This is a genomic window from Pseudovibrio sp. POLY-S9 (genome assembly GCF_001431305.1).
Lineage (GTDB): Bacteria > Pseudomonadota > Alphaproteobacteria > Rhizobiales > Stappiaceae > Pseudovibrio.
The window spans coordinates 95251-101774 of sequence record NZ_LCWX01000088.1; the positions used below are offsets into that span (position 1 = coordinate 95251).

Annotated in this window: 9 protein-coding genes; 4 read left to right on the top strand and 5 right to left on the bottom strand. The window is 56.3% G+C overall.

Translation table 11 applies throughout. The features are described 5' to 3' along the window. The first annotated feature begins 58 nt into the window (after window positions 1-58). From PPL9_RS07695 to PPL9_RS07710, 4 genes are read left to right on the top strand one after another with little or no spacing between them, the layout of a single operon-like run. Window positions 59-1003, top strand: a complete 945-nt coding sequence (locus tag PPL9_RS07695) for an ABC transporter permease (protein ID WP_057462141.1) — start codon at window positions 59-61, stop codon at window positions 1001-1003. Beyond that, complete coding sequence (locus tag PPL9_RS07700; RefSeq protein WP_057462142.1) at window positions 990-1859, top strand: ABC transporter permease subunit; 870 nt, start codon at window positions 990-992, stop codon at window positions 1857-1859. Before PPL9_RS07695 ends, PPL9_RS07700 begins: the two co-directional genes overlap by 14 nt. Continuing rightward, window positions 1853-2638 (top strand): ABC transporter ATP-binding protein, encoded by a 786-nt coding sequence (locus PPL9_RS07705; protein ID WP_057462143.1) that lies wholly within the window; start codon window positions 1853-1855, stop codon window positions 2636-2638. The genes PPL9_RS07700 and PPL9_RS07705 overlap by 7 nt, the downstream gene beginning before the upstream one ends. After that, on the top strand, window positions 2635-3411 hold the full coding sequence (locus tag PPL9_RS07710; RefSeq protein WP_057462144.1) for a dipeptide/oligopeptide/nickel ABC transporter ATP-binding protein: 777 nt from the start codon (window positions 2635-2637) through the stop codon (window positions 3409-3411). The genes PPL9_RS07705 and PPL9_RS07710 overlap by 4 nt, the downstream gene beginning before the upstream one ends. A gap of 47 nt (window positions 3412-3458) precedes the next feature. Here the strand turns inward: PPL9_RS07710 and PPL9_RS07715 are convergent, their stop codons facing one another. From PPL9_RS07715 to PPL9_RS34135, 5 genes are all read right to left on the bottom strand, one after another. Beyond that, the gene (locus PPL9_RS07715; protein WP_208989237.1) at window positions 3459-3884 is read right to left on the bottom strand and encodes a GFA family protein; all 426 of its coding nucleotides are present in this window, start codon (window positions 3882-3884) and stop codon (window positions 3459-3461) included. A gap of 5 nt (window positions 3885-3889) precedes the next feature. Next, on the bottom strand, window positions 3890-4927 hold the full coding sequence (locus PPL9_RS07720; RefSeq protein WP_057462145.1) for a phosphotransferase: 1038 nt from the start codon (window positions 4925-4927) through the stop codon (window positions 3890-3892). Window positions 4928-5011: 84 nt separating this feature from the next. Next, complete coding sequence (locus PPL9_RS07725; protein ID WP_057462146.1) at window positions 5012-5923, bottom strand: SDR family NAD(P)-dependent oxidoreductase; 912 nt, start codon at window positions 5921-5923, stop codon at window positions 5012-5014. Beyond that, window positions 5920-6390 (bottom strand): MaoC family dehydratase, encoded by a 471-nt coding sequence (locus tag PPL9_RS07730; RefSeq protein WP_057462147.1) that lies wholly within the window; start codon window positions 6388-6390, stop codon window positions 5920-5922. Before PPL9_RS07730 ends, PPL9_RS07725 begins: the two co-directional genes overlap by 4 nt. Before the next feature lie 7 nt (window positions 6391-6397). Beyond that, window positions 6398-6524: SDR family oxidoreductase (locus PPL9_RS34135; RefSeq protein WP_244273365.1), on the bottom strand; the 127-nt coding region annotated here is incomplete at its 5' end.

Sequence of the window (6524 nt, forward strand, 5' to 3'; positions counted from 1 at the left end):
GCAGCACAGGTCATTGCAACACCATGATCTGTGCTGCCTTTTCACGAAAGATCAGCACATGAAGCAGTTTGTTTTCAAGCGCACGCTTTCGGGAATTCCAACTCTGTTTGGCATGACCCTGATTGGTTTTTTAATCATCGGCCTCACCCCCGGCGATCCTATTGAGATGGAGCTGCGCCGCCTGGGCGTGTCGTTCACCGCGGAGCAGGTGGAGGCGCTGCGGGTGGAGTATGGCTTGGATAAGCCACTGATCCAGCGCTACTTTATCTGGCTGCTGGACCTGTTCCGGCTGGATCTGGGCACCTCCATCGCCTCAGGCCGTCCTGTGTTGGAGCTGTTTAAAGAGCACCTGCCCATCACGGCAACACTGTCCGTTCTGGCATTCGTCAGCTCGCTGGCCCTGTCGCTGGTGCTTGGCACCGTAACCGCTGTATCACAGCGCACATCGGTCTCTACCAGCCTCTACGTGCTGACCATGTTTCTGGTCTCCGTGCCCTCCTTCTGGCTGGCGTTGTTTCTGCTGGCAGTATTCGCGCTGGGTCTTGGGTGGTTCAAACTGCTGCAATTCGGTAATGCGCAGGATTTGATCCTGCCCGTGATCACGTTGACCTTCGGCAACGCGGCGGTGATGAGCCGCCTTGTGAGGGAACGGATTATCGCTGTGATGAGCGAAGATTACATCCGTCTGGCCATCACTAAAGGCCTGTCACGTCGCGCTATTTTGGGCCGCCACGTGCTGAAGTCCATTCTGCCGCCACTCATCACCAACTGGGCCATCTCTTTCGGTTCCCTGCTGGGTGGGTCTGTGATTATCGAGAATATCTTCAACCTGCCCGGTCTGGGACAGCTGGCCCTGCAAGCCATTGCGGAGCGGGATTTTGCGATCCTGCAGGCGTATCTGCTGTTTATGGGGCTGGTGTTCTTTCTGGCGAACTTTGCGGCGGACCTGACGAACCATTGGCTCATGCCTCAACTCAAGGAGGATGACCATGGCGTACGTTGATAGTGCAAAATCTACCCCCCTCTCGCGGGCAACACAGCTCCTCAGAGGCAGAACCACATTTTTGCTGGGTGGGCTCTTCCTGTGCTTCTTCATCACTCTGGCACTCGGCGGCGAAGCCTTCGCCCCCAACCCGCCCAACCAGATTGACCTGCTGCACCGTCTCAGCGCTCCCAGTCTGACTTACCCACTCGGAACGGACCATCTGGGCCGGTGTATCCTCTCCCGCCTGATGGCAGGAACCGCACTCTCCCTTGGCACAGCGCTGACAACAGCTGGACTTATCCTCGCCATCGCGCTGCCCGTAGGCCTACTCTCAGCCCTCTGCAAAGGCTGGGTTGATGCGGTTTTGATGCGGATTGCGGATATCTTCCTCGCGTTTCCCATGCTCGTGTTCGCCCTCGCCATCATCGGCTATCTGGGCGCTTCCCTCACCTCCGCCGTCATCGGCGTCGCCCTGGCCTGGTGGCCCAGCCTCGCCCGTTTGGTCCGTACATTAACGCTGGAAGCAGCTTCCAAAGAGTACGTTTTGGCCTCCCGCCAATGCGGACAAAAGCCGCTCAGCATCATCGGGCGGCACATTCTGCCGCAAATCTTACCCCCGCTGCTAGTGGTTCTTTCCCTTGAAATGGCGGGCCTTCTGCTGGTGCTATCCTCTCTCAGCTTCCTCGGCCTTGGCGCTCAGCCACCTGCTGCGGAGTGGGGCGCCATGCTCAACGAAGCACGGCCTTTCTTCGCAGAGCGCCCAAGCGTGGTGCTGGCTCCGGGCATCGTCATCATCCTCGCCGTTCTCAGCTTCAATCTAGTAGGCGAAGGCATCCGCTTTCAGCTGGACAAGAGGAAACCCTACAGATGGTAGAAATCCCCCTTCTTCAGGTGCATAACCTCACCATTTCCAACAGTGCGCAGAACAACGAGGCGCTGGTTGAAGGCGTCAGTTTTGATCTTGCAACCAACCAAAGGCTGGGCCTGATCGGCAGATCAGGCTGCGGCAAGTCATTGACCTGCCACGCGATTACAGGCGCGTTGCGTGCTCCTCTGGCAGCTTCAAGAGGGTCCATCTGGTTTCAAGGCAAAGACCTTCTGGCAATGCCTTTTGCTGAAAAGCAGAGAATTCGAGGCACCGGCATCTTCTGTATCTTCCAAAGCCCCGGCAGCGCCTTGCACCCCAGCCTGACCATTGAAACACAACTGCTTGAAACTGCAGGAAACGTCTCACTGCACGGTCAAGCTGCACACCATGCTCTCCTTCAGGCACTCGAAGCGGTTTCACTGCCCAAGCTCTGTCTGAAGCAGTATCCCAACGCTTTGAGTGGTGGTATGAAGCAGCGGGTGATGATGGCTATGGCGTTGATTTTAAAGCCAACTATTTTGATAGCTGATGAGCCGACCACTGGCCTTGATGTCATCACCGAGCATGAAACGCTAGAAGCTCTCAACGTGGTGCAGCAGGAAGCTGGCTCCGCTCTGCTGTTCGTCAGCCACGATCTGCGCATTGTCCGCCAAACCTGCACCTCTGTGCTGGTGATGGACGCTGGCCAACTCGTTGACGCCTGCGATCTGAACCAACCAATCACATCGGATTGCCACCGTGCAACTGCGGAAATTACAGGCGCTATGGAAAGACTTCAGCTATGACCATGCAAGCAAGACACCTCTCCATCGCCTATGGCTCCAATCAGGTGCTTTCACAAGTCAACCTGACCCTGCATCCCTCCCGCACAACCGGCCTTGTAGGCCGCTCCGGCTGCGGAAAATCAACGCTTGCCAAGGCTATGACGGGGATCATCCCCGCACCGCAAGAGACGCTGTTTCACAACGACCAGATCTTCTTCCCCGACCTCAGCAAGACCGGAGATATCATCCACTACATGTGGCAGGACCCTCTGGCAGCTTTGAGCCCTTTCTTGAGTGCGCTGGACCTAATCTGCGAGCCGCTGAAAGCCATCCATAAGCTGCCCAAGGCTGAACGCCAGCGACAGGCACAAGACCTGTTAGATATGGTTGGGTTGGATGCAACTTGCGCAGCCAAGCGACCACATCAGCTTTCCGGCGGGCAGTGCCAACGTGTTGCTCTGGCACGCGCTTTGGCCGTGAAACCGCGGTTTCTTGTGCTGGATGAGCCGCTCTCCGCGCTGGATCTGGTGACGCAGGAGCAGATAACCTTCCTGCTGCGCAAGGTACGGGCAGAGATGAACATGGGCCTCCTGATCATCTCTCACGACCTTCAAACACTGGCAAAACTGGCCGATGACATCGCGGTGATGGATGGCGGAAGGATTGTAGAACACAAGGAAACACAAGAGTTTTTCGCAGCCCCTGAGCACCAGCTATCTCGCCGTTTTGTCGAGATCTCGAAGTACTCAGCCCCTGCAGCTCTGACACAAACCCCTGCGAATATGCCCGCCTAACCCGGTTTAGGCGGGCATTGTTGTTTGTGGAGCGCGTCTTTTAGGCTTCACACCTTCTCCGGCTTCCAGTCTGGCTGGGTTTCGAAGATCGCTGCTGTTTCTGGCAGGGCATCCCAATGCGGTTTGTCGCGGTCAAAGATGACGACCTCAATTTCCAGATCATCCGCGTTGTCCATGGAACCGAGCGGCAACGTCATGTGGTCAGGTGCGTTGGTGTTGCGGCCATAGATCGGACTTCCGCAACCTGGGCAGAAGGCTTTGGTGACCTTTGAGCCGTTGGCGGAGGTGTAAAGATATTCCCCCAGCTCGCCGGAGATATTCACCTGATCCGCCCGGAACATGGCACCAACCGTATGGCCGGTCCCACTCACCCGGCGACATTCCTCACAATGACATTGAGCCGTAACCACAGGATCACCCTCAATCTTGTAGGATACCGCCCCGCACATACAACGCCCGGATCGCTTGTTCACTCTCGTTACTCCACCAGTTCGCCAACCACCTCACAGGCCATGCCGGCGATGAGGGGGACAGCTTTTCGCATCATTTCTGCGGCTTGCGGGTTGGAGGCGTTGCCTGCTTCAGCACGTGCTACAACCCCTTGAATAATTGCGGCTAATCGGAACATGGAGAACGCGAGATAGAACTCCCAGTTCTCAATCTCGCTGAGCCCGCGACGCATACAGTACTGGCGGACGTACTCCTCTTCAAGCGGAATACCGAGCACCACACGATCCAACCCTGCCAAACCGCGCAGGCCTTTGAAAGACGGCAAACGCCACTGCATGCACTGATAGGCAAGGTCCGCCAGCGGATGGCCAAGCGTAGAAAGCTCCCAATCCAGCACAGCCACAATCCGTGGCTCTGTGGGATGGAAAATCAGGTTGTCGAGCCGGCAATCCCCATGCACCAGCGAAGTCGAACCATCATCCTCCACCATGTTCGCTTCCAGCCACTCCATCAGCCGGTTCATGGCTGGAATCGTGACGGTTTCTGAGGCCTTGTACTGTTTGATCCAGCGTCCGGTCTGCCGCTCAAAGTAGTTGCCGGGCTTGCCATAGTCCATCAGACCAACGGCATTGGGAGAGACATCGTGCAGCGCGGCCAACACGCGGTTCATCTCCGCAAAGATCGCCATACGCTCTTCATTTGAGCACTCCGGCAGAGCAGGATCCCAGAAAATCCGCCCCTCAACATACTCCATCACAAAGAACATGGTGCCGATTGGAGAATCCTCCGCAGACAAATGATAGGTCTTGGGCACAGGCACATCACTGCCCGCCAGAGCCGTCATCACTTGATACTCGCGATCCACCATATGGGCGGATTTCAGCAAGGTTCCCGGAGGTTTAGCTCGCATGACGTAGGTCTTGTCAGAGGTCACCAGCTTGTAAGTTGGGTTGGATTGGCCGCCCGGAAATTTCTCAATCTCCAGAAGCTCACCAAACTCCGGTATGTGCTGCTTCAGATAAGCCTGTAGCGCTGGTTTCTCTAATGTATGCAAGGCGTTCGTCATGGGCTCCCCTCCTCCATGAAACATCCGGTTGCCTGACGGTTCCCCCGTCCCGTGAACAGTCAGGCTCCTTATCGGCATTTAGGCTCAGGCGTTGGCCATTGCCTTTACCAGCTTGGCAACACCTTCCATGGCGCTGTTCACCGGCTCCGCATCCGTGCGGTCAGCAATCCGGCCCCAGTTGGCAGCGATAGCCTCTGGTGTACGGTCATCCTCAGCCAAATGAATGCCTTGTGTTTCAACCATTTCAGCCAGTGTGTAAGTGCCGGCAGCGGCCACAAGCACCTTACGGGTTGGCGCAGCCTCAGAACACAGGAACACCACTGCAGGCGTGATGTTTTCCGGCGCAAGCATCTTCAGCGTGCCAGCATCCATGATGGTTTCTGTCATGCGCGTGCCGGCAGAAGGTGCGATGCAGTTGATGTGAATGTTGCTTTTTGCCCCTTCAAGGCCAAGCGTATTCATCATGCCCCAAAGGCCCGCTTTCGCAGCGCCGTAGTTCGCCTGCCCAAAGTTGCCATAAATGCCGGAGGGAGATGTGGTCATGATGATGCGGCCATAGCCCTGCTCTTTCATCACGTTCCAAACGGCCTTGGTGCAGAGCGCCGCGCCATTGAGGTGCACGTCTACCACTTTGTTCCAGTTGGACATTTCCATCTTGGCAAAGGACTTATCGCGCAGGATGCCAGCGTTGTTGATGAGAATATCAACGCGCCCGAATGCTGCAACAGTGTCCGCCACCATAGCGTTGACAGCAGCCTCATCCGTCACATCCGCAGCGTTGGCAATTGCTTTACCGCCTGCTGCTTTGATCTCCTCAACAACCGTTTCAGCAGCGGTTGCGGACGAACCGGAGCCATCAACAGAGCCGCCCAGATCATTCACCACCACCGCAGCGCCGCGCGCAGCAAGGTCCAGCGCGTAAAGACGGCCAAGCCCACCGCCTGCGCCCGTAACAATCGCTACCTGACCGGCAAAATTTATCGTGTCCTGCGTCATGCAGCTACCTCCTCAAAAAACGTCATTGTCAGCCATTGTGCGACCAACGCGGGGCTTTCGACACCCTCAATCTCAATAGAAAGACCAAACTCCTGAAGGATCTGACCATCTCCCTTGCGGGTCAGATTATCCAGAGTGAAACGTCCCCGAATGCGCTTACCACTGGCGACAGGATGTAAAAAGCGGATTTTATTGAAACCATAGTTGATGCCCATGGTCCGCCCCTTCACATCCGGCAGGGTTTCTATGGCGAATTTGCTGGCGAGTGAGAGTGTGAGAAACCCATGGGCGATGGTACCGCCAAACGGGGTTTCAGCCGCGGCGCGCTCAGGATCCATATGGATAAACTGCTCATCAAAGGTCAGTTTGCCAAAGGTGGAGATCATATACTGATCGACCTCCACCCAGTCAGACAAGCCGATCTGCTGGCCAACCCGGGCCTCAAGTTCTTCTATGGTCAATTCCATAAGCCCCTCACTGTCCAAACAAATTGGTGCCTGTGGCGATATGAATGCCACCATCCAGCGGGATCACTTCTCCCGTGACATAAGACCCACCTTTGCCACAAAGGAAGAGCGTCGCGCCCGCGATGTCATCAGGG

Excerpts from the sequence above, each read along its gene's own strand:
- PPL9_RS07700 (WP_057462142.1), top strand. The coding sequence starts at position 990 with ATGGCGTACGTTGATAGTGCAAAATCTACCCCCCTCTCGCGGGCAACA.
- PPL9_RS07720 (WP_057462145.1), bottom strand. The coding sequence starts at position 4,927 with ATGACGAACGCCTTGCATACATTAGAGAAACCAGCGCTACAGGCTTAT.
- PPL9_RS07695 (WP_057462141.1), top strand. The coding sequence starts at position 59 with ATGAAGCAGTTTGTTTTCAAGCGCACGCTTTCGGGAATTCCAACTCTG.
- PPL9_RS07730 (WP_057462147.1), bottom strand. The coding sequence starts at position 6,390 with ATGGAATTGACCATAGAAGAACTTGAGGCCCGGGTTGGCCAGCAGATC.
- PPL9_RS07705 (WP_057462143.1), top strand. The coding sequence starts at position 1,853 with ATGGTAGAAATCCCCCTTCTTCAGGTGCATAACCTCACCATTTCCAAC.
- PPL9_RS07710 (WP_057462144.1), top strand. The coding sequence starts at position 2,635 with ATGACCATGCAAGCAAGACACCTCTCCATCGCCTATGGCTCCAATCAG.
- PPL9_RS07725 (WP_057462146.1), bottom strand. The coding sequence starts at position 5,923 with ATGACGCAGGACACGATAAATTTTGCCGGTCAGGTAGCGATTGTTACG.